Below are 20,659 nucleotides of genomic sequence, written 5' to 3'. Positions count from 1 at the left end.
CTCACCGCCGCGCCGGCGGGTGCGGGATCATGGGGGGATGCGCGCTGCCCGGCTGATCCGTATGGCCCTGCTGGTCCAGTCGAGTCCCGGTATGACCGCCGCCGCGATCGGCCGGGAACTGGGGGTCAGCGAGCGGACGGTGATCAGGGACGTACAGGCGCTGCAGGAGGCGGGAGTCCCCGTACGGTCGGAGCGGGGGCGGGCGGGCGGATACCGGCTGGCGCCGGGGTACCGGACCCGGCTGACCACGCTCGGTCCCGGAGAAGCCGAGACGCTCTACCTCACCGGACTGCCCTCGGCCCTGCGGGACCTCGGACTGTCCGACGCCGCGGACACCGCACGGCTGAAACTGTCCGCGACCCTGCTGCCGTCGCTGCGCGCGGCGGCCGAGTCCTCAGCGCACCGCTTCCACCTCGACGCACCGGCCTGGTTCCGCGAACCGCCGGCCTGCACGCTGCTGCCCGAACTCGCCCGCGCCGTATGGTCCGACCGGACCGTCGAACTCACCTACACACGGCCGGGACGCGACGGAACACCGCCCGCCACCGTGACGCGGCACCTGGAACCGTACGGCCTCGTCCTCAAAGCCGGGGTCTGGTACGTCGTGGGCCGCGTCCCCGGCCCACCTGCAGAACACGAAGACCCGTGGCGGACCTACCGCGCCGACCGGATCACCGCCCTGTCCCCCGGCGCCGGCGAGCCCTTCACCCGCGACCCCGCCTTCGACCTCGCCGAGCACTGGCGGGCCAGGGCCGCGGAATTCGCCCGGGCACTGCTGCGCACCACCGTCACCGTCCGCCTGACCCCCCGGGGACTGGACCGCCTGCCCGCCGTCACCGACCCCGCCGCGACCGGTGAGGCACTCGCCCGCGCCGGCACCCCCGACACCGCGGGCCGCGTCACCCTCCGCCTGCCCGCCGAAAGCGAAGACGTCGCCTTCACCCAGCTCACCCAACTGGGCGCCGACGCCGAGGTATTGGCCCCGCAGGGCCTGCGCGCCCGCTTCCGCGACCACGCACAGGCCCTCAGCGACCTCTACGGCCCCCCGCCGCCGGATCAGCGGTAGTCGTCCGCCGTACCGGCCTTCCCCCCGTACCGCACATCCTCGAAATACCCCCACCCGTCCGGCTGGCTGCCGTCGACGTCCCGCACACCGTAAACCCTCGCCAACTCCCCGCTCGACGTCGACGTGCCGTTCCACCGCGCCGACCTCTCCGGATCAGCCGCCAGGGCCGCCACCGCCCGCGCGAGATAGTACGGCGACTCCGCGACCGCGAAATCCGGCTCCGTCAGGACAGCGTCACGCCAGTTCTCCTCCGACACGCCGAAGTGCGCCAGCATCTGCTCCGACCGCAGAAACCCCGGCGACACCGCAACCGCCGTACCGCCGAACTCCGCCAGTTCCTCACCCAGCCCGAACGCCATCCGGATCGGGGCGTTCTTCGCCAGGTCGTAGAAGAGATTCTCCCGGTAACGACGGTTCGACACCGCCGTGCCATCCGTCACCTCCACCAGCAAAGGCTCCGCCGACCGCACCAGCAAGGGCAGCGCCAACGCCGCGGTGATCACGTGCGAGCGCACCCCCAGCTCCAGAATCCGCAGACCGTCCTCCAGCGGCGTCTCCCAGCTCTTCTTCCCGAACACCGAACCGGTCAGCAGATGCTCACCGCCCCACAGATCGTTCACGAGAATGTCCAGCCGCCCCCGCTCACGTCCGATCCGCGCCGCAAGAGCACGGACCTGCTCCACCACCAGATGATCAGTGGGAACAGCGACGCCCGTACCCCCCGCCGCCGTCACCAGCTCCGCCGTCTCCTCGATCGTCTCCGTCGCCCGGCCGACCTCGCTGACGCGCCCGCGCGTCGTACGGCCCGTCACATACACCACCGCTCCCGCACGGCCCAGCTCAACGGCCAACGCCCGCCCCGCACCACGCGTGGCCCCCGCCACCAGAGCGATCCTCCCGTCCAAGGAACCCGCGGAAGAACCAGCAGAAGAAACGGCGGGAGAGACGTTCCGGCCGGGATCCTGAATGTTCGTGTTCTTGTCCATCCCCCCAACCTCCACCCCAAAGGTGACAACCCCCGTCACCCTTTCCCAGCCGTCACAGAAACCGCGACGACGACAGGTCCAACAACGCCAAACCCACAGCCCTGACACCCCTGGCATCCGGCCCGGGCGACAGCGCCCGGAGCCGCGCTCACCGTCGACCTGGGCAAGGCCACGCGCGTCGGACGCACAGTGGTCCAGGCGTCCGGGGCCACGACCGCTTACCGGATCGACGTCTCATCCGACGGCGCCGTCTGGACGCCCTTCGGCGACCCCGTCGCCGCGTCGGGCCCCGCCGCCTCGACGGTCACCGCGACACCGGTGACCGCCCGCTATGTCGGATACACCGCGCAGGGCCCGGCGGCGCCCCATGTGGTGAGTCTTGAGGTCTATACCGGGTAGCCGCGGGCGACAATGCGCACAGGCCGGGTGACGGTCCGCGGGAGCACCGCGGACCGCGCCCCCGCACACCGGTCCGGGAGGCCGACGTGAAGCTCCTCGTGTTCGGGGCCAACGGCAGGACCGGGCGGCAACTCCTCGCCCAGGGACTGGCCGCGGGCCACGAGATGACCGCCTTCATCCGCCCTCGGGCCACCCCGCCGGAACCCCGGCCCCGGCTCCGCGTCGCGACCGGGGAAGTGACCGTGGACCAGGAGGCGGTGCGCGCCGCCGTCGAAGGGCAGGACGCGGTCCTGACCGCGTTCGGCAGCCCCACCACCTGGCACGGCCTGACCTCGCCCACCCTGACCGTCACCGCGATCCCGCGGATCGTGCGGGCCATGCGCGACACCGGAGTCAACCGGATCGTCCACCTGTCCGCACACGGCGTCGGCGACACCGCCGACCAGGCGCCGGCGGTGTACTGGGCCGTCTACAAGGCCCTCGGACCGATGTTCGCCGACAAGGCGGCCGGAGAGGAGATCCTGCGCGCCAGCGGCCTGGACTGGACCCTGGTCTATCCCGTGATGCTCGTCGGCGGACCCCTCACCGGCCGCTACCGGACCGGCGAACGCCTCCCGTTGCGCGGCATCCCCCGTATCTCCCGCGCCGACGTCGCCCACTTCATGCTCCGCGAGGCCGCCTACCCGGCCCACCTCCACACCACTGTCCAACTCGCCGACTGACCCGCTCCACAGCTGCGTCGGGGCCGGACCGCACGCGCGCCGGTGAGCGCGGCACGGGCCCGCGCAAAGGAACGGATTCCGGGCCGCCGACCCGCTAGTAGGCGACAGTGAGCGCGAGGGACGCGACCGCCAGGGCCAGATAGCCGCCGGGGAACGCGATGTTGTAGAGCACACGGGCACGCACATGAGTGAGGACAGCGCCCACGAAGAAGACGACGAGGCCCGCGGCGGCGGCGACACCGACCGGCCGGACACCCAGGAGCCCGAGGAGAAGACCGGCGGCGCCGGCGGCCTTGAGCGAGGCCAGCCAGATGTGCCAGCTCTGCGGGACGCCCACCTCCGCCGAGTTCGCCAGGACGAACTCGGCGCGGGCGAGGTCCGCGACGGCGATGCCCGCGTTGGCCAGGATGGTGACGACGGTGATGATCACATACGCGGTGAACACGATGCTTGTCCTCGGGGTCGGAAACGTCATGGGCTCGAAGAAGGTGCGGGCGCCCGCGACCACCAGCCTCGTCACACTCAACTTTCCCGTCCAATACCTGCACCTATAACCTGGGGGCATGGACGTGGACACCCGGCTGCTGCGCTACTTCGTCACCGTCGCGCAAGAGGGGACCCTCACCCGCGCCGCCGAGCGGCTCTTCGTGTCGCAGCCCGCGCTCACCAAGCAGATCAAGCAGTTGGAGAGTCAACTCGGGGTGCGGCTGTTCACCCGGTCCCGTACCGGCATGACGCCCACGGACGCGGGCCGTCTGCTGGCGCAGCGCGCGCCCGCGCTGCTGGCGGACTGGGACCGCGTGCTGACGGAGACCAGGAGCGCGGAGCGCCGGGGCCTGCGGCTGCTGCGGGTCGGCTTCCTCGCCAGCGCGGCCAATGAGGCGACTCCGCACATCATCGCGGAGTTCACGCGTCGCCGTCCGCGGTGGCGGGTGGAGATGCGGCAGGCGTCCTGGGCGAATCCGACCGCCGGGCTCGCCGACGGGGACGTCGATGTCGCGCTGGTACGGCTGCCGTTCCCGGGCCAGGAGGCGCTGCGGGTGGTGCCGCTGTTCACCGAGCCGCGCTGGGTCGCGCTGCCCGAGGCGCATCCACTGGCCGCGCGGGAGACGATCGCGTTCCGGGACCTGTGGGACGAGCCGTTCGTGGCCGCTCCGGCGGAGACCGGCCGGTGGCGGGAGGAATGGCTGGCCGCCGGGGAGCGCGAGGGCCGTCCGGTACGGATCGGCGCCATCACGGACCTGCCCGACGACTGGCTCAGCGCCATCGCCAACGGTTACGGCGTCGCTCTCGCGCCCGCGTCCGCCGCCCGCTTCTACGCCAGGCCCGGTATCGCCTACCGCCCGGTGAGCGGCGTCAGCGACAGCGAGGTCGGCGTGGCCTGGGCACCGGCCGACGACGCCAATCCCGTGGTCCGGGACTTCGTCAGCTGCTGCACCGACCGGCCGTGGCCGGACGCGTCAGGGGCCTGACCACCACGGGCGGGCGCGCGAACGCGGTGCTCGGACGGGGAGACCGCGCACCCGGGCACGGGGAACGCGGCGCTCAGCGAAAAGCCCACCTGCGCATTATTCCGTTTCCGGCCGCTGGGGATACCCATGGTCTGACAACGGCTAACACAATGAGTTGATCTGTCGTCGCGTGATGAGGCAGCAGGCGAGTTTGAGGAACGCTTCGTGGACGGCGGTACGGCGCATCAAGGGCCGTACCGCCGACCGCCGTTCAGGGATCTGACCTGACGTCAGGCGGGCTGGACGGCCAGCGATCCCGAGTGCACGGTCAGGGCGACCCGGTGGGCGGCGCCGTCCCGGTTCGGGACCTTCACCTGGACGTCGGCGGAGGTGGCGGCCGTGGTGACGGCGTAGGCGTCGCCCGCCGGGACCGGGAGGCGTACGGCGGTCGACGCGGAGGTCGTCACCACGGCGAGGGTGTCCGGCGGCGCGCTGAAGCCGAGGTCGGCGCTGCTGGAGGTCACCGCGAAGTCGGCGTGGGAGGGGTGCAGCGCGTGGGCGGTGAGGCGGTCGGAGGCGACATTGACGGTGAGTCGGCCGCCGAGTCCTTCGAGCAGCGTCTCGCCCGAGGTCTGCCGCAGCCGCAGGCCGGTCTTCTCGGGGACGGTGAGGTTCAGGTCGCCGTCGCACGAGCCCGCCGTGTCGCCTCCGACGTCGTCACCGGTGTCCGTACCGCAGACCAGGGTGAGGGTGCGCAGGCCCGCCGCGTCGTCGACGACACCGCGCACGCGCGCCGTACCGCCGTCGGGGCGGTGATACGTGCCCGAGACCGTGTGGGCGCTCGCGTCGGCGGTGATCCGCACGCGACCCGAGACTCCTTCGAGGACCAACAGGTCGGCGGCGTCGGCGTGCAGACGGGCCGTGGCGTCGGGATCGGTGCTGCCGAATCCGGCGCTTCCCTGGTCGGCACTTCCTTGGTCAGCGCTTCCCGCGCCGGGCGCGCCCTTGTCCGCCGGGCCGCCGGCTCCGGCTCCGCCGTGGTCGCGGCCGTGTCCGGTGAGGACCAGAGCGGCGGTCACGGCGAGGGCGATCACCAGTACGGCGATGAGGACGCCCGGCCGGGCGGTCCGTCGTCCTGCGGGGTGTACGGGCTGGTCAGCGGTCTCCATGCCGCCCGTCTGCCCCGGGGGCCACGCCCGAACCCCACCGGGATGCCGGTCGGGTCACGGGCGGGCGGGGTGCGGGCGCGAGGCCGCGGCGGCCCTATCGGGCAAGCGTGACCAGGACGGTCTTGCCGCCTCCGGGGCGGCGGGTCACCGCCAGTGAATGGGCCAGCCGTTGGATCATCATCCAGCCGAAGCCGCCTCTGGCGCCGTTCCAGTCGGGCGCGCGGCCTTGCGGCGGGGTGTCGCTGGGGTCGTCGATCGCCACGCGAAGGGTGTTCGCGGCGGCGCTCAGACGCAGTTCGCGTACCGCTCCGGCGTGCCGGAGGGCGTTGGCGGCCAGTTCCGAGACCACGAGGGTCAGATTCTGCAGGGTCCGTACGGCCAGCGGAGGGTTGAGGGTGTCCGCGAACTCCGAGGCGGCGACGCGTGCTTCCGCCGCGCTCATGGGCCGGGAAACAGTCACGGCGTGGGCCACCGGCGTTGCCGCCGGTGCCCCGCCATCGGACGGATCGCTCACGTGAATCACCTCTGGAGGAGATCCCGCGGCGCGTGCGACCTGAGGTCAGCCGCGCCGCAGCATCATGACGACGAGTACGACGACGACGATGAGAACGATGGTTCCGATACCTATGTACATGTGACGCTCCTGAACCAGATTGTCCGGCGGTTTGCTTCCTCAGGTCGCTTGCCCGGCTCGGACCGGTCTACCGCGTTCTTTCGATACAGGGGTAAGGGACCGGATCCGGGGAAGGACGCCGGGTCGGTCAGCGCGTGGCCGGGGGCAGTTCGCGGGCGGCCTGCGCGATGAGCATGTCCAGGGCGTCGGGATAGGCGCTGCGGGTCATCCGGGCGGCGAGCAGGGGCGCGGTCGCGGCGATGTGCGGGTGGGTGCGGGGCGACAGGGCCGCGTACGTGTCCTGCCAGATCTCCTCGTCGGCCGCGCGGGCGGCGGCGGGCAGCGCCAGCGAGGCCGCGTCCAGGGCGGCGAAGGCCAGGCAGCCGTCGATGAAGACGTGGTAGACGCGTACGAGGCCGGGGCCGGTGAAGCCGGCGCGGTGCAGGATGCCCAGGATGGCCTCGTCCGCGGCCAGTTCGCGCTTCCCCCCGCTGACCCGGCTGGCGGTCAGCACCGCCGCCTGCGGGTGGGCGAGATACGCGCGGTGGATCCGCAGGCCCAGGTCGCGCAGATCGCGCCGCCACTGGCCGGTCGGCGTCCAGCCCGCCAGGGCCCGGCCCATCAGTTCGTCGGCGATGGCCAGGACGAGGGCGTCCATGCCGCGGAAGTAGCGGTAGAGGGAGCTGGGGTCGGCGCCGAGTGCCAGGCCGAGCCGCCGCGCGGTCAGCCCCTGCGCGCCGTGTTCCGCCAGCATGCGCAGGGCGGTCTCCACGATCAGTTCGTGGCTGAGCACCTCGCCCTGCCGCGTCGGCCGACGTCGTTGCCGCGCGGCTCCGTCCACCACCTTCTTGGCCACGGCCGGGAGCTTACGCCAACGGCATTGACCTTACGGCGCCGCCGGCGGTTCCATCACTCCACGGCGCGAGCACCCCCCGTGCGGGGGCCCCGGCCGCACCGCTCACCCGCTCACCCACTCGACCAGCGGAAGGAACCCCGCCATGCGTGTACTGCTCATCGGAGCCGGAGGCGTCGGAAGCGCCATCACCCGGATCGCCGCCCGACGCGGTTTCTTCGAGCACATGGTCGTCGCCGACTACGACCCGGGCCGGGCCGAGGCGGCCGTCACGGCACTGGGCGAGGCGGCGGACCGGTTCAGCACGGCCAGGATCGACGCCTCCGACCAGCTCTCCGTGGAGGATCTGCTGCGGGAGCGGCGGTGCGACGTGCTGCTCAACGCGACCGACCCGCGTTTCGTCATGCCGTTGTTCCAGGCCGCGCACCGGGCCGGGGCGACGTATATGGACATGGCGATGTCGCTGTCGGTGCCGCACGCGCGGCGGCCCCACGAGGAGTGCGGCACGAAGCTCGGCGACGACCAGTTCGCGCAGGCGAAGGCGTGGGAGGAGGACGGGCTGCTGGCTCTGGTCGGCATGGGCGTGGAGCCGGGCATGTCCGATGTCTTCGCCCGCTACGCCGCCGACCACCTCTTCGACGGCATCGACGAGATCGGGGTGCGCGACGGCGCGAATCTCACGGTGGACGGCTACGACTTCGCGCCGTCGTTCAGTATCTGGACCACCATCGAGGAGTGTCTGAACCCGCCGGTGGTGTGGGAGAAGGACCGCGGCTGGTACACCACGGCGCCGTTCAGCCAGCCCGAGATCTTCGATTTCCCCGAGGGCATCGGCCCGGTGGAGTGCGTGAACGTCGAGCACGAGGAGGTGCTGCTGATCCCGCGCTGGGTCGACGCCCGCCGGGTGACGTTCAAATACGGTCTCGGCCAGGACTTCATCGACAAGCTCCAGACCCTCCACGACCTGGGCCTGGACCGTACGGACCCGGTCACCGTCGCCACCGACCGGGGTCCGGCCCGGGTCTCCCCCAGGGACGTCGTCGCCGCCGTGCTGCCGGACCCGGCCGCGCTCGGCGACCGGATGCACGGCAAGACCTGCGCGGGCACCTGGGTGAAGGGCACCAAGGACGGCCGCCCGCGCGAGGTCTACCTCTACCACGTGGTCGACAACCAGTGGTCGATGCGGGAGTACGGTTCCCAGGCCGTCGTCTGGCAGACGGCGATCAATCCGGTGATCGCCCTCGAACTCCTCGCCGACGGCACCTGGAGCGGCAGCGGTGTCCTCGGCCCCGAGGCGTTCGACGCGCGGCCCTTCCTCGACCTGCTCGTCGCGTATGGGTCCCCGTGGGCGATGCGCGAACAGGCCGGGAACGCGCAGGATCGGGACGCGGCCCCGGCGCCGAACGCGTAGCCCCCGCCGCCGTCGGGGCGGATGCCCCGAGGTGCCCCCGGACCTGGGGCGCCTGTGTAGCCAGGGAGGACAGGGGCAGGCGTGGCATCACACGGTGAATGAGTACGACGGGGTCGGTCTTCCGGCCCCAGGACGCACGGAGGTCCCACGATGCGCAGCCTGTCCGTACGCGTGATGGTGCCCGCCGCGGCTCTGGCCACGGCGGCCCTGACCTTGACGGCTTGTTCGGACGACGGCGGGTCCGCCGCTCCGGCGGGCTCGTCCGTCTCGGTCAGCGCGGCGCCGTCCGACTCCCCGTCCGCCGGTGCGCCGTCCACGACGGGCGACGGTACGCAGAGCGCGCCGGGCGGTACGCCCACGTCGTCGGCGGACGGCTCCGGCGGCGCGTCGGCCGAGGCGGCGGGGCCGAGCGCGTGCGTCAGCGACCACCTCAGCGTGGCGCTGAAGGACGCCGAGGTCGGCGCCGGGCAGTACCACGCGAAGGTCGTCTTCACCAACACCGGCAGCACGGCGTGCACGCTGACGGGCTATCCGGGCGTCTCGTACGTCAAGACGGCCGGGGCGCAGGCCGGTCCCGCGGCCGACCGTGACGGCGGTTCGCACGGCACCGTCTCGCTGGCGCCGAAGGCGACCGCGTACGCGGAGCTGCACGACAGCAACGGTCAGGGCGGCTACAGCGCCGACCAGTGCAAGCTGACGAAGGTCGAGGGGCTGCGGATCTATCCGCCGAACCAGAAGGCGGCGCTGTTCCTCGCCGACAAGACCGAGCACTGCGCCGGTACGGGCATCCATCCGCTGACCATAGGCGCCGTGCGGCGCTGACGACCGGTCGCCTGACGCACCGTCAAGGGCCCGCGCGGGCCCGGATGGTGGACCGCCGCGGACCCGCCGCTTCCCGGTCGCTAGCCTGCGTGCAAGGACGCGGCACCGTGATGTGCCAGGTCATGGCGGCGGACGGCCCTCGACGCGGGCAACGGGACGCGCTCTGACGGGAGTTGCCCGACCCGAGAGAGGCGCAGCGCATGTTCACGACCAGGCCGACCCTCCAAGGCACCTTCGGCATGGTGGCCTCCACCCACTGGCTCGCCTCCCAGAGCGCGATGGCCGTACTGGAGGGCGGCGGCAACGCGTACGACGCCGCCGTGGCCGGTGCTTTCGTGCTGCACGTCGTGGAGCCGCACCTCAACGGTCCCGGCGGCGAGGTGCCGATCATCGTCGGGCCCGCCGAGGGGGAGGTACGGGTGCTGTGCGGGCAGGGGGTGGCGCCCGCGGGCGCGACCGTCGCCCACTACCGCTCGCTCGGCCTGGACCTGGTGCCCGGTACCGGGCCGTTGGCCGCCGCCGTGCCCGGCGCGTTCGACGCCTGGATGACGTTGCTGCGCGACTACGGCACCGCGTCCCTCGCCGAGGTGCTGCGTTACGCGATCGGATACGCGGCGGACGGTCATCCGCCGGTCGAGCGCGTCACGGCGACCGTCGAGACGGTGCGTGAGCTGTTCGAGACGGAGTGGACGACGTCCGCGGAGCTGTATCTGCCGGGCGGCGAGGCGCCGCGTCCCGGCGAGCTGTGGCGCAATCCGGCGCTCGCCGCGACCTGGCGGCGGCTGATCGCCGAGGCGGAAGCGGACGGCGGCGGGGACCGGGTCGCGCAGATCGAGGCCGCGCGCCGGATCTGGCGGGAGGGCTTCGTCGCCGAGGCGATCGTCGCCCAGGCCGCCCGTCCGACCATGGACACCAGCGGCGAGCGGCACACCGGGACGCTCACGGCCGCCGATCTGGCGGGCTGGTCCGCGTCGTACGAGGAGCCCGCCACGTATGAGTGGGATGGCTGGACGGTCTGCAAGGCGGGTCCGTGGAGTCAGGGCCCGGCCTTCCTCCAGCAGCTCGCCCTGCTGCCGTCGCGCGCCGCCGACCTGCCCGCGTACGGGTCCGCCGCGTATGTCCACCGGCTGGTCGAGGGCACGAAGCTCGCCATGGCCGACCGCGAGGCGTGGTACGGCGACGCGTCGGACGTCCCGCTCGACGCGCTGCTGTCCACCGCGTACAACACCGGCCGCCGCCAACTCATCGGTGAGCGGGCCTCGTACGAACTGCGGCCCGGCGGCCCCGAGGGTCGGACGCCGAAGCTGAGCGCGTACGCGACCGCCGCGGGGCAGGGCGCGGGTGCGCGGGTGGCGCCGACCGGGGCCGGGGCGGGCGAGCCGACGGTCGCGGTCGACGGCGGCACGCGCGGCGACACCTGTCATATCGATGTCGTGGACCGCTGGGGCAACATGATCTCGGCGACGCCCAGCGGGGGGTGGCTCCAGTCGAATCCGGTGATACCGGAGCTGGGCTTCCCGCTCGGCACGCGGCTCCAGATGACCTGGGTCGAGGAGGGTCTGCCCAACTCCCTGTCCCCCGGCCGCAGGCCGCGCACGACGCTCAGTCCGTCGCTGGCGCTGCGCGACGGGGTGCCCGTCCTCGCCTTCGGCACCCCCGGCGGCGACCAGCAGGACCAGTGGCAGGTGCACTTCTTCCTCGCCGTGGCGCTCCGCGACCGGGTGCGCGGCGGCTACGACCTGCAAGGCGCCGTCGACGCGCCGAACTGGCACACCGACAGCTTCACCGGCTCCTTCTACCCGCGGGCCATGGTGCCGGGCAGCCTCACCGTCGAGGAGCGGACGGGTCCCGATGTCGTGGCCGAACTGCGCCGCCGGGGGCACGCGGTGAGCGTCGGCGGCGCCTGGTCGGAGGGGCGGATCTCCGCCGTCGCGCGCGATCCGGAGACGGGCGTGCTGTCGGCCGCCGCGAATCCGCGCGGCATGCAGGGCTACGCCGTGGGACGTTGACGCGTCCGGACGGCGGCGCGCGGCCCTGCGGAATCCTCAGCCCATGCCCACGCTCTGGTGCTCGGGCTCGATGAGCGCGACGACGAGCTCGTTGTCGCGCGAGTAGGGGCCGCCGGTGTACTTCGTCGCCATCCGGTCGATGATCTCCCAGACGGCGTCGCCCTCCAGCCATTCGACGACCTTGCCGCGGATGACGACCGGCTGGAAGGGGTTGTCGGCCGGGGTGAGGGAGAGCGCCACGCGCGGGTCGCGGCGCAGATTGCGGGCTTTGCGGGACCGCGGGCCGGTGAAGATCGTGACGCGGTCGCCGTGGGTGCCGATCCAGACGGGGACGGTGTGCGGGGCGCCGTCGGGCAGGACGGTCGCGATGTGGGCGAGTGAGGTGCCGTCGAGGACGCGGCGGACGTCGGGGTCGAGCATCGTGGTCAGCTCCTGATGGCTGGTGCGGGTGCGCCGGTGAACGGGTCGGCGGCTCTGGTGGTGTACGCGGACGGCCGCCCAGGGCCGCGTCCGGGGACGTATCCGTGGACCGACACGCGTGCACACTGAGAACCCTGCCAGGTCCGCGCGCCCTCGGCATCCCGCGCGAGGCGCCTGCCGAGCCGCTGAACCGCCTCGTCGACGAGGGCGTCCTGGAGCGGTGTCCGTACGGCCGCCGGGCCGTACGCGGGCGAGGCCGGTCCGCCGGGGCTCCGCGACCTGACGGACGCTGCGCGACCGCGGCGCGGTCATCGCTCAGGCGGTGTGCTCCGCCACGAGGCCGATGATCTCGGGCCACAGCTCACGGGGGCGGTCGTGGCCCATATCGGGGATCAGGACGAGTTCGGCCCCTGGCACCAACTCCGCGGTGCGCTCCCCGCCGCTGGGGCCGATCAGGGTGTCGTCCAAGCCGTGGATGACGAGGGTCGGCACCTTGAGCTTCCGGAGTGCGTCCGCGCGTGAGCCGCCGAGGATCATCGCGCCGAGCTGCCGACCGACGCCGGAGGGGTGATAGGCGCGGTCATAGCTGCGGGCGGCCAGGTCGCGCAGGGCGTCGGCGTCGCCGTAGCGCCGGGAGGCCCACACCAACTCCCTTTCCGCCGCGGCGACATAGCCTTCGCGGTCGGCCGGTTTCGGGGCGAAGAGCACCGCCTGCGCCTCGGGGGTCGGCCGGCCGTATTCGGACTCGCCGGTCGAGGACATCATCGAGGTCAGGGTCAACACCCGCGACGGCCGGTGGATGGCCATCGTCTGGGCGATCATGCCGCCCATCGAGGAGCCGAGGACATGGGCCCGGTCGATGCCGAGCGCGGTGAGCAGGCCGAGGCCGTCGTCGGCCATGTCTTGGAGCGTGTAGGGGACCATGGCCAGGGCGGAGGCGATGTCCCCCGAGCTGACCGCGGCGATGAACCGGCCCATGTCGACGGGGTGGGCGTCGAAGGAGGTGGACAGCCCGCAGTCGCGGTTGTCGTACCGGATGACGTGGCGGCCACGGTCCGCGAGCGCGCGGCAGAAGTCCTCGTGCCAGGAGATCATCTGGGCGCCGAAGCCCATCACGAGCAGGACGGCGGGATCGGCGGGGTCGCCGAAGGTCTCGTAGGCGAGGGACACTCCGGGCGCGACGTCTGCATGGGGCATATGCGGAGTCTGCCAGTCGGCCGATCGCCTCGCATCCGGCTTTCGGCCAGGGCTGACCTGCGTCTTCTCCCGCACTTTCGGGTGCCGGGTCGGGCGGGCAGGGGGCCGCGGATGCCGGTGGCGGCGCCCCCTGCCCGGACATCGGGCGGCTAGGCGGTGATCTTGACCGCGTCGATCACCCAGTACCAGTTGTTGGAACCGGTGTAGTGGAAGCGGAAGCTGACGCTGGAGGCGCCCACGGGCGCGGTCAGGGTGAGGGACTCCACCTTGGCGACCGTGTCGGCGGTGTAGGTCTTGACGACCGTCGGGGTGCCGCCGTTCCAGGAGGCGAGGATCTCGGCCTTCTGGCTGCCTTCCTGGAGGTAGTGCGTGACGTAGTCGAGGGTCACCTTGGAGCCCGCGGTGACCGCGTGGGCGGGGGTGACGAGCGTCGAGTCGAACGTGCCGGAGAAGGACTTGTCGGCCCACTCGTCGGAGTCGGCGACCGCGAAGACCCCGCGCGAGCGGACGTTGAGTTCACGCGACTGGTCGGCCTGGGCGCGGGACCAGAACTCGTCGGTGGCGAAGGACCAGCCGCGCCACTCGGTGACACCGCCGGTGCCCATCGCGGAGTTGATGATCGACCAGCCGCTGGGCGTGGTGTGCGTGTAGCCCAGGACCCCGGCGGGGATGCCGGTCTCGTCGGTGCGCGGTGAGAGCGTCAGCGCGTCGAAGGGATCGGTCGAGCGCTCCTGAATGGGCTTGCCGTCCAGGCCCCAGGAGGCGGCGGGGACGATGCCGAGCTGCTTGAAGACCGTGGCGGCCACGTCGACCAGGCGGGTGTCGATGGGCCGCAGGCCCGCCGCGATGCCGGGCCCCTGGGCCAGCACGAAGGTACGCCGCTCCTCGATGGTGGAGCCGCCGTGGCCGCCCGCGTCCAGGTGGCCGTGGTCGGTGGCGACGATGACCGTCCAGCGCTCGCTCGCGTAGGTGGGACGGGCCTTGACCGCGGCGAGCAGGCGGCCGAGGTAGCCGTCCTGGGTGGCGATGGCCTTGAGGTACGCCTGGCTGGCGGCGCCCGAGGCGTGTCCGACCTCGTCGGTGTTGCCGAAGTAGACGAAGGCGACATCCGGGTTCTGATCGCGCAGGACGGATTCGGAGTCGGCGACGATCTGGGCGTCGGTGACGGTGTAGTCGGCTGTGTCGCCGTCGTAGACGACCTTGCCGTCCGCGCCGTCGGTGAAGGTGCCCTGCGCGTCGAGCGGCTTCCAGTCGACGGCCACGTAGGTGGACAGGGCCGGTTTCACGGACGCGATGCGCTTGATGAAGCCCGGGTAGGCGCCGTAGTTCTTGCCCGCGAAGGTGTTGTCCTTCACGCCGTGCTTGTCGGGCCACACGCCGGTGGCGATGGTCGACCAGCCGGCGCCGGAGACGGTGGCCGCCATCGGGTTCGCGTAGAGCAGGCTGGTGCCGTAGGTGCCGTTCGCCATCAGGGACTTGAGGTGAGGGGCGGTGGCCGCGTCGATCCTGTCGTGGCGCAGGCCGTCCATGCCCACGACGAGGACCTTGTCCTTGCTGGTGCCGTTCGGCAGCGTGGGGGCCGCGGCGGCGGCCGGGGTCGCGGCGGTGACGCCGCTGACGGCGACGGTCGCGCCGACGGCGGCGGTGGCCGCGAGGACGCTGCGGCGGGAGATCCCGTGGTCGGACATCTGTTGCTCCGTTCGACATGGCGGAGGTGGCGGAGACGCGCGGTGCGGGAGGGCACCAGTGGGACCGAACGCCCCGGAACATCGAGGCCGTTCGGTCCATACCTGTTATCTTTCCGTGACGCATGGGCGGAGGCCAGACCCCTGCGGGAGACGACCTGTTGAACGGTCGGCTACCAGTGGCCGACGTCCGGATTCGCCACGCTCCCCGTTCCGGGGCCGCCGGGGTACGCGGCGTTAGCATGCGTCCCATGCCCGATGCCCCGTCCCGCCCCGAACCCTTCGCCCCGCGGGCCGACGCCGCCGCGCTCGACGACCTGCGGACCCGGCTGCGCGCGACGCGCTGGCCGGACGCGCCCGAGGACGCGGGATGGTCGCTCGGAACCGACCTGGACTACCTCCGCGAACTGGTCGCCTACTGGGCGGACGGCTTCGACTGGCGGGCGCAGGAGGCGGCGCTGGCCCGGCTCCCCCGGTTCCGGGCCCCGATCAGCGGGCTCGGCATCCACTTCGTCCACGCCCGCGCCGTCGCGCCCACGGGGCCCGTCCTGCCGCTGGTCCTCAGCCACGGCTGGCCGGACTCCTTCTGGCGGTACGCGAAGGTCGTCCCGCTCCTCACCGATCCGGCCGCGCACGGCGCCGACCCGGCCGACGCCTTCGACGTGGTCGTGCCCGACATGCCGGGCTACGGGTACTCCGACCGCCCCGCCGCGGGACGGCCGCTCGACTCCGTCGCCGTCAGCGGCCTGTGGGCGGAGCTGATGGACGTCCTCGGCTACGCGCGATTCGGCGCGGCAGGCGGGGACATCGGCAGCCATGTGAGCCGCTACCTCGGGCTCGACCACCCCGACCGGGTGGTGGCCGTCCACCGCACCGACGGCGGCCTGCCCGTCTTCGCGGGCGATCCGGCGGAGCTCACACCCGAGGAGAGCGCCTGGTTCCAGCAGACCGCCGCCTGGGGCGCGGCCGAGGGCGGATACGCCGCCATGCACCGTACGAAGCCGCAGACCGCGGCCGTCGGGCTCCAGGACTCGCCCGCGGGGCTGGCCGCGTGGATCGTGGAGAAACTGCGGGCGTGGAGCGACTGCGGCGGCGACATCGAGCGGAGCTTCACCAAGGACGAGATCCTCACCAACGTGACCATCTACTGGCTCACCGGGACGATCGCCTCGTCGATGCGGATGTACCACGCGAATTCCGCGATCCCGTCGGCCCAGCTCACCCGCCGCGTCGAAGTGCCCTCCGGCTTCTCGCTCTTCCCCGGCGACATCGCCCGCCCGCCGCGGGCCTGGCTCGAGCGTACGGCCAACGCCGTACGCGTCACCGAGCCCGCGCGCGGCGGCCACTTCGCGGCGTTCGAGGAACCCGAGCTGTACGCGCGGGAGTTGCGCGAATTCTTCCGCCCCTACCGGGCGGCAGCGGGCTGAACGGCGGTCCTGCGTAAGGGCGTCAGGGCCGCGTCACAGACCGGTCACCGCGCTCGACGCGCTGACCTCGTAGACGAGGGTGATCTCGCGGCGCTCGCCGGGAGCCAGGCGCTGGACGTAGCGGACGATGCCGTCGTCGTCGGTCTCGTCGGGCGCCGGGCGGCAGCGGTCGGGCAGGGTGCGGACCTCGACGGCCGAGACCTCGGAGACGGGGACGCGTTCGCGGATCACGACCTCGCGGGTGAGGTCGGCGCCCGGCCGGCCGGTGTCGCCGGGGTGCTCGGCGCTCGGCTGGTCCAGGCGGGAGACGAAGAGCCGCACCTGACGGGTGATCACGGTGCGCTGGTTGATCCCGGCGAGACCGGTGGTGTCGCGCTGCTCCTCGGTGTGGCGGACGACCCGGAAGGTGTCCTGGCTGCCGAAGGACAGGCGTACGTCCTCGCCCGTACCGACGAAGGGCATCGTGGCCCGGCCGGTGTAGCCGCTGTCGCGCACCAGGTCGACGGGGCCGGCCAGCAGGACGTGGCCGGCGGCGTTGGGGAACCGCGCGGTGGTCACGACCAGGGGCGACAGTTCGGGGGCGCAGGTGTCCTCGGTGCGGCAGGCGGCGGTGAAGGCCGACAGGTGGACGCGGTGCGGGCGCCGGTCGGAGGGGACGGTGACGGGGCGGGGCGCGTGCAGGACGCGGACCGCGCCGCCGTCGTGCAGGCCGGGCAGCGGTCCCGCGCCGTCCGCGGTGTCGGCGGCCGAGTCGCCGCCCACGGTCGTGACGTCCTCCTCGCGCAGGTCCACCTCGACGGTCCGGCGCTCCTCGACGGTGCGTTCCCTGAGGGTCAGGACGTCCTCGGTCAGCTCCGGCGGGGCCGCGGCGAGCGTCGGGCGCGCGGTGGACAGGGACAGCCGTACGCCGTTCCAGTCCTCGCCGGTGTCCTGCCACACGAAGGCGTCGGTCTCCAGGGTGACGCTGTCGCGGTCGGCGGCGAGCGTCGCGCGGTAGGCGGGGCGCCACAGCGCGCACGGGACGAGGCTCACGACGCGGATCCGCGCGGAACCGGCCTCGGGCGCCTCCACGACGAGTTCCACGAAGGCAGTGAGCACCGGGGGTTCGGTCTCGGTGGCCGCCAACGCCGTACGCGCCGTACGCAGTTCCTCGTTCAGGTCGTGCTCGCGGCGGCGCAGCCGGTGGAGTTCGCCGATCCTGGTCTCGGCGTCCTCGTCCACGCGCTCCAGGCGGTCGGCCCAGCGCTCGGGGTCGGCGGCGCCCGCTCCCGCGCCCTGCACGATGTCGCGGTGCAGATCGGCCTTGGCCTGGTGGACCACGGCCAGCGCGCTGTCCAGGCGCTGCCGCAGCTGTCCGACCTCGCGCATCTCCCGTTCCAGGGAGTCGACTTCGCGGCGCAGCTCGGACGCGTCGGGGCCCGGCCCGCCGGGAGGCGCGGGGGTGTAGGTGCGGATGACGCGGGCGTCGAACACGCGCGGACCGTCCGCGCCGAGGTCCGTGTCGTCGTCCCCCTCGGTGTGCGCGGAGATCTCGGCGCGCAGGGACCGGTCGACGGTCAGCGGGGTGACCGGGCCGATCCGCAGGCGCTGGACGCCCGCGGTGAGCCGCGCGGTGCCGGTGCGTTCGACCTGGGCGCGGTCCTCCAGGCAGGTCACGGTGGTGACCGGGAGGAAGAGCGCGTCCGGCTCGGCGGGCGTGTCATCGGCGCCGGGCGCGCCGGTCCCGTCGGTCAGGGTCTCCGGGGTGGTCACGGTTCACTTCCTCCGGTTTCCGCCGACGACCGACTTGCCCGCGGGGAGGCGGACCTCGAACCCTCCGGTGAGCGTCGTGGTCCGGCCGGGTGCCAACTCCACGCGCCACACGCGCGCTCCGCGGACGTACGAGCCGCCCTGGCCCGTGAGCGGTTCCTCGGGTTCCGTCCAGGCCGGTCGCGCCCGGTGCTCCTCGATACGGACGTCCTTGTCGGTCGACACCGGTACGCGCTCGCGGACCTCAACGACGACGGGGTACGGCAGGCGGTTGGCGACCTCGATCTCCACGGTGTGGTCGAGGACGGTCGTGCCGCCGCGCAGTCCCGCGGTGGACTCGCGCATGTGGGTGCGGCGGGCCACCTGGACGCTCTCGGCCACGCCGACGCCGACCGCCTGCCGCTGTCCGGAGGCGAGGGTCGGCAGGGCCGCGGTGAGGACGAAGTCGCCGTCCACCATGACGTCGGCCGGACCGGCGAGCAGCGCGTGCGGGGAGGTGTTGGTGACCAGGACGGTGCCGAAGACGGCCGTGTCCACCGCGGGGACGCACACGTGCAGCGACTCCGTCACGACCGGCACCTCGCTGACCGGCACGATGTGCCACGCGCCGTCGGACACCACGTCCGCGGGCGCGGCGGTGTCGAAGCGGTAGTCGAAGGAGCCGGCCGAGGTCCGTACGTCGACCGCGTGCGCGGGCCGCGGGAGGCGGCCGACGGTCTCGGCCCTGCGCCGGTACTCGGTGACCACGGTGGCGATCGGGGCGGCTTCCGGTCGCAGCGTGCCGCGCTCGGCGCCAGCGTCGGGACCCGCGACGGTCAGGCGGCCGTAATCGAGCATGTCCACGGACGGCGCGGTGGACGGCGGCAATACGGGCGGCGCGACTTTGCGCCGGGCGCTGCGGGCGACGGGCGCCGACCTGCCGCGTGCGCGGTCCGTCGCGGGCTCGGCGTGCGCCTGGGACATGGGCGCCGCGGCGGCGAGCGGAGCCGGGGGCGGCGCCGCTCCCGGTGCGGGCACCGGCCCGCCGAACGAACCGCCGTAGCCGACGGCCTCGGCCGCGCCGCCGGGCTCCGCGGGTCCGTACGCGCCGCCCGCCGCCAGGTCCGGCGAGAAGTCGGCCTCTTCCAGGTCGTCCTCGACGCCGCCGAGCCACGCGTTCATGGACCTGGGGGCGCCCGGGCCCGACGGCCGGGCCGGACCGCGCGACGCGGCGGGGTGGGCCGCGGCGGCGCCGTCGTAGCCGGAGAACAACTCGGCGAGCCCTGGCGGCGGTTCGCGCCATCCGGGGGTCTGCGGTTCCTGCTGGGTGCGGCCGATCCGCAGCGACCGCAGTTCGGGCAGGTCGGAGCGGCGCAGCAGGTCCGCGGTGGACAGCGCGAGACGTACGCCCGACCAGTCCTCGCCGGTGCGCTGGGCGACGCAGGCGCGCAGGACGAGCGTGCCCGCGCCACTGGTGCCCTCCAGGCGGAGTTGGTAGGCGGGGACCCAGGTGGCGCCGGGGACGTGGTACTCGACCTCGACCTCCACGTCGATCTCGGCCGGGGCGTCGGCGGGTGTCCCGGCCTCGCCGGTCGGGGAGGTGTCCTCGCGGGTTTCGGGCGCGTCCGCTGCGTCGGCCGACGCGTCCGGTACGTCGGCCGCGTCGGTCACCTCGGAGGCCAGTGTCACGACCGCGCCGACGGCCGGGTCGGTGCGCTCGGCGCTCAGGGCGGTGGACGACTGGTGCAGTCGCGCCCGCAGGACGTCCACGTCGTGGTCGGCGCGCGCCAGTTGGTCCTCGGTGGCCCGCAACCGCTCGTGCAGGAAGCCGAGTCGGGTGTCGACGAATCCGGCCAGGGCGAGGAAGGACTCGACGGGCGCCCAGCGGGGCGGGTCGCCCCTGCGCGGCTGCGGCGGCTCGGCGCGCAGCGCCGCCACCTCCTCGATCTCGCTCTCCAGCCGGTACTTGCGGTCCTGGAGCCGGGACTGCTGGTCCTCGGCGTCCTCCAGGTCCAGCCGCAGCGAGGGCAGTTGCTCGCCCCGGTGCACGGTGGCGCCCACGTCCAGCCGTACGTCGGTCACGCGCAGCCCGTGCGGGCCGTTCACCACCCGGCCGCGCAGCGACTGTTCGTAGAGCGTGGGCGGCAGGCCCTCGACGCGGACGGTGGTCTCGGCGGTTCCGGTCGGCACCGTGACGCGCGCGCGGCGGGTGACGACCGCTCCGGAGGCGTGCACGACGACCGAGGTCACCTCGGACTCAGCGGCGGACGGCTCGTTCGGCTCATCCGTGCCGCTCGGAACGGCTGCGCCCACCTTGTCTCCCCCACGCTCGGCCCGCGGCCGGTCTGCCCGAAACGTCTCGGGGCCCGGACTCGTCCGTACCCTAGCCGAGTCCTCCTGGGCACGCCGAGGGTCGGTGCCGGTCCGGCGGCGCGGGAGGTCCGGCCGGTGACGGACGATCACGAACGCCGTGTCTTAAGGGCCGGTTAAGAGCGGCTTATCAGCGCCTCGGGCCGATCGGCGTCCTCGCAGTTCGGGCACGTCACGGGCGTGCGGGCGGCTGTCCGGGCGGGTTGGCGGGCAGGGTGACCGTGCGTAGCATCGGGGCCGTCGGCGGCGGTCGTCGCTCCCGTGAGAGCGCTCCCCCGGCCACGGCCCCCGCCTCCCCCGACGCCGTACGCCCGGCCGCCGCCGACGCGAA

Annotated in this window: 17 protein-coding genes and 1 pseudogene; 8 read left to right on the top strand and 10 right to left on the bottom strand. The window is 73.1% G+C overall.

The window, feature by feature from the left end; genetic code table 11:
- The first annotated feature begins 37 nt into the window (after window positions 1-37).
- Window positions 38-1,066, top strand: coding sequence for a WYL domain-containing protein (locus ABZX65_RS32920; protein WP_355348524.1), 1,029 nt, complete (start codon window positions 38-40; stop codon window positions 1,064-1,066).
- On the opposite strand, the gene ABZX65_RS32915 is transcribed toward ABZX65_RS32920, so the two are convergent.
- The gene (locus tag ABZX65_RS32915) at window positions 1,057-2,091 is read right to left on the bottom strand and encodes an SDR family oxidoreductase (RefSeq protein ID WP_355348521.1); all 1,035 of its coding nucleotides are present in this window, start codon (window positions 2,089-2,091) and stop codon (window positions 1,057-1,059) included. The genes ABZX65_RS32920 and ABZX65_RS32915 overlap by 10 nt on opposite strands.
- Before the next feature lie 84 nt (window positions 2,092-2,175).
- On the opposite strand from ABZX65_RS32915, the pseudogene ABZX65_RS32910 reads away from it, so the two are divergent.
- Together ABZX65_RS32910 and ABZX65_RS32905 are read left to right on the top strand one after the other, a co-directional pair.
- Window positions 2,176-2,451 (top strand): annotated as a pseudogene (locus ABZX65_RS32910) (discoidin domain-containing protein); the annotation flags it as partial.
- Window positions 2,452-2,537: 86 nt separating this feature from the next.
- Window positions 2,538-3,173 carry an NAD(P)H-binding protein gene (locus ABZX65_RS32905; protein WP_355348518.1) on the top strand — a complete coding sequence of 212 codons (636 nt, stop codon included), beginning with the start codon at window positions 2,538-2,540 and terminating at the stop codon, window positions 3,171-3,173.
- Window positions 3,174-3,267: 94 nt separating this feature from the next.
- Here the strand turns inward: ABZX65_RS32905 and ABZX65_RS32900 are convergent, their stop codons facing one another.
- Window positions 3,268-3,618, bottom strand: a complete 351-nt coding sequence (locus ABZX65_RS32900; RefSeq protein WP_355348569.1) for a DoxX family protein — start codon at window positions 3,616-3,618, stop codon at window positions 3,268-3,270.
- A 118-nt stretch (window positions 3,619-3,736) separates the two neighbouring features.
- On the opposite strand from ABZX65_RS32900, the gene ABZX65_RS32895 reads away from it, so the two are divergent.
- Window positions 3,737-4,645: a LysR family transcriptional regulator gene (locus ABZX65_RS32895; protein WP_355348515.1), complete on the top strand. Its 909-nt coding sequence runs from the start codon at window positions 3,737-3,739 to the stop codon at window positions 4,643-4,645.
- Window positions 4,646-4,914: 269 nt separating this feature from the next.
- Here ABZX65_RS32895 and ABZX65_RS32890 read toward each other — a convergent pair whose 3' ends face one another.
- From ABZX65_RS32890 to ABZX65_RS32880, 3 genes are all read right to left on the bottom strand, one after another.
- Window positions 4,915-5,793, bottom strand: coding sequence for a hypothetical protein (locus tag ABZX65_RS32890; RefSeq protein WP_355348512.1), 879 nt, complete (start codon window positions 5,791-5,793; stop codon window positions 4,915-4,917).
- Window positions 5,794-5,887: 94 nt separating this feature from the next.
- On the bottom strand, window positions 5,888-6,235 hold the full coding sequence (locus ABZX65_RS32885; RefSeq protein WP_355348510.1) for an ATP-binding protein: 348 nt from the start codon (window positions 6,233-6,235) through the stop codon (window positions 5,888-5,890).
- Window positions 6,236-6,554: 319 nt separating this feature from the next.
- On the bottom strand, window positions 6,555-7,262 hold the full coding sequence (locus ABZX65_RS32880) for a helix-turn-helix domain-containing protein (RefSeq protein ID WP_355348507.1): 708 nt from the start codon (window positions 7,260-7,262) through the stop codon (window positions 6,555-6,557).
- A gap of 142 nt (window positions 7,263-7,404) precedes the next feature.
- Between ABZX65_RS32880 and ABZX65_RS32875 the strand changes: the two genes are divergently transcribed.
- The 3 genes from ABZX65_RS32875 to ABZX65_RS32865 all read left to right on the top strand — a co-directional run bounded on the left by ABZX65_RS32875 (window position 7,405) and on the right by ABZX65_RS32865 (window position 11,501).
- Window positions 7,405-8,670, top strand: coding sequence for a saccharopine dehydrogenase C-terminal domain-containing protein (locus tag ABZX65_RS32875; protein WP_355348504.1), 1,266 nt, complete (start codon window positions 7,405-7,407; stop codon window positions 8,668-8,670).
- Between the two features lie 150 nt (window positions 8,671-8,820).
- Entirely contained in the window at window positions 8,821-9,492 is a 672-nt protein-coding gene (locus tag ABZX65_RS32870; RefSeq protein ID WP_355348501.1) for a DUF4232 domain-containing protein, read from the top strand.
- A gap of 200 nt (window positions 9,493-9,692) precedes the next feature.
- Entirely contained in the window at window positions 9,693-11,501 is a 1,809-nt protein-coding gene (locus tag ABZX65_RS32865; protein WP_355348498.1) for a gamma-glutamyltransferase, read from the top strand.
- Window positions 11,502-11,537: 36 nt separating this feature from the next.
- Here the strand turns inward: ABZX65_RS32865 and ABZX65_RS32860 are convergent, their stop codons facing one another.
- The 3 genes from ABZX65_RS32860 to ABZX65_RS32850 form a co-directional block, all read right to left on the bottom strand.
- On the bottom strand, window positions 11,538-11,921 hold the full coding sequence (locus ABZX65_RS32860; RefSeq protein ID WP_355348495.1) for a PPOX class F420-dependent oxidoreductase: 384 nt from the start codon (window positions 11,919-11,921) through the stop codon (window positions 11,538-11,540).
- A 315-nt stretch (window positions 11,922-12,236) separates the two neighbouring features.
- Window positions 12,237-13,118, bottom strand: a complete 882-nt coding sequence (locus ABZX65_RS32855) for an alpha/beta hydrolase (protein ID WP_355348492.1) — start codon at window positions 13,116-13,118, stop codon at window positions 12,237-12,239.
- Between the two features lie 149 nt (window positions 13,119-13,267).
- Window positions 13,268-14,806, bottom strand: coding sequence for an alkaline phosphatase family protein (locus tag ABZX65_RS32850; protein ID WP_355348490.1), 1,539 nt, complete (start codon window positions 14,804-14,806; stop codon window positions 13,268-13,270).
- Between the two features lie 248 nt (window positions 14,807-15,054).
- On the opposite strand from ABZX65_RS32850, the gene ABZX65_RS32845 reads away from it, so the two are divergent.
- Window positions 15,055-16,230 carry an epoxide hydrolase gene (locus tag ABZX65_RS32845; RefSeq protein ID WP_355348487.1) on the top strand — a complete coding sequence of 392 codons (1,176 nt, stop codon included), beginning with the start codon at window positions 15,055-15,057 and terminating at the stop codon, window positions 16,228-16,230.
- A 33-nt stretch (window positions 16,231-16,263) separates the two neighbouring features.
- Here ABZX65_RS32845 and ABZX65_RS32840 read toward each other — a convergent pair whose 3' ends face one another.
- Both ABZX65_RS32840 and ABZX65_RS32835 read right to left on the bottom strand, forming a co-directional pair.
- Window positions 16,264-17,982, bottom strand: a complete 1,719-nt coding sequence (locus ABZX65_RS32840; RefSeq protein WP_355348484.1) for a mucoidy inhibitor MuiA family protein — start codon at window positions 17,980-17,982, stop codon at window positions 16,264-16,266.
- 3 nt (window positions 17,983-17,985) lie between these two features.
- A complete protein-coding gene (locus ABZX65_RS32835; RefSeq protein ID WP_355348481.1) occupies window positions 17,986-20,271 on the bottom strand; it encodes a DUF4139 domain-containing protein in 2,286 nt (761 codons plus the stop codon).
- Between the last annotated feature and the right edge of the window lie 388 nt (window positions 20,272-20,659).

Source organism: Streptomyces sp. NPDC003300 (assembly GCF_040610915.1).
Lineage (GTDB): Bacteria > Actinomycetota > Actinomycetes > Streptomycetales > Streptomycetaceae > Actinacidiphila.
This window is presented reverse-complemented; position numbering and strand designations above follow the sequence as displayed.